The following is a 1098-nucleotide window of genomic DNA, read 5'->3' as shown; positions in this document are numbered from 1 at the left end:
CGGCTCCGCCGGTTCCGGCTCCGGCATGTCGACCGATACGCGGTCACCGGCTGCCATCTTGCGTTTGGTCTCGTTGACCGGCTGGCCGCCGACCTTGACGGCGCCCTGTCTGATCAGCATCTGCACCCGGCTGCGCGACATGTCCGGGCCGAGCTTGCCCGCCAGCCACTGGTCAAGCCGCTGGCCCGCCGCATCGGGGCCTGCTTCCAGTACGACTGATCCCCCGTTTGGTGATCCCCCGTCTGGCGATCCGCCCTCCATTAATCCATCCTCTATCAATATCGGGGTCTCTTCGTTATGAGCGCTCATCGAAAATCGTTCCGGAATGTTTGCCATGGCTGCTGCCGATGAAGACGAGGAAAAGCCGCTCGACCCCGAAGTCGAAAAGGTGCGCAAGAAGCTCGTCCGCTTCGTCGCCATCAATCTCGGCCTGCTGTTCCTCGCCCTTATGGTGGTGATTGCAGCCCTTGTCTACAAAACGCGCACCGCGCCACCGGCAGCCCCATCCGTTGCCGGCGACATCCAGGTGCCATCAGGCGAGCCGCTGACCGGCGACATCGTGCTGCCGGTCGGCGCCAAGGTCATCAGCCAGTCGCTTTCCGGCAACCGCGTCTCCATCGATGCGGAGCTTGCCGACGGCAGCCGCGCCATTTTTGTCTACGACATCACTGAGCGCCGCATCATCGGTCGCTTTTCGATCCGCAACAAATGACTGCGTTTGCGAAAAATCGCCGCGTCGCCACCGTCGCGCTTGTCGTTGCCAATTACGACAAGGCGATTGCCTGGTATGTCGACAGGCTGGGCTTTTTGCTCACCGAGGACGTCGATCTCGGCGGCGGCAAGCGCTGGGTCACGGTGGCGCCGGCGAACGGACAAGGCGCGCGGCTGCTGCTGGCCGAAGCGTCGGACGATATGCAAGCGAGCCGCATCGGCAACCAAGCCGGCGGCCGCGTCTTTTTGTTTCTCGAAACCGACGATTTTGTCCGCGACCATGCGGCAATGCTCGAAAAAGGCGTTCAATTCCGCGAGGCACCTCGCGTTGAGCCCTATGGCACTGTGGCGGTTTTCGCCGATCTCCACGGAAATCTCTGGGACCTG

Annotated in this window: 3 protein-coding genes; 2 read left to right on the top strand and 1 reads right to left on the bottom strand. The window is 62.5% G+C overall.

The features are described from left to right. The coding region (locus BQ8794_RS27500; RefSeq protein WP_280174622.1) for a S4 domain-containing protein at positions 1-309 on the bottom strand (309 nt) is incomplete at its 3' end. A gap of 25 nt (positions 310-334) precedes the next feature. Here BQ8794_RS27500 and BQ8794_RS27495 point away from each other — a divergent pair. Together BQ8794_RS27495 and BQ8794_RS27490 are read left to right on the top strand one after the other, a co-directional pair. After that, entirely contained in the window at positions 335-712 is a 378-nt protein-coding gene (locus BQ8794_RS27495) for a fimbrial protein (RefSeq protein WP_077381752.1), read from the top strand. Then, positions 709-1098: VOC family protein (locus tag BQ8794_RS27490; protein ID WP_077381751.1), on the top strand; the 390-nt coding region annotated here is incomplete at its 3' end. The genes BQ8794_RS27495 and BQ8794_RS27490, both read left to right, overlap by 4 nt.

Source organism: Mesorhizobium prunaredense, assembly GCF_900156895.1.
GTDB classification, from domain to species: domain Bacteria; phylum Pseudomonadota; class Alphaproteobacteria; order Rhizobiales; family Rhizobiaceae; genus Mesorhizobium; species Mesorhizobium prunaredense.
The sequence above is the reverse complement of the archived record's forward strand: the minus strand, read 5'-3'. Positions and strand labels throughout refer to the sequence as shown.

What these genes read in the sequence shown, in the direction of transcription:
- BQ8794_RS27495 (WP_077381752.1), top strand. Translation starts at nt 335, where the DNA reads ATGGCTGCTGCCGATGAAGACGAGGAAAAGCCGCTCGACCCCGAAGTC.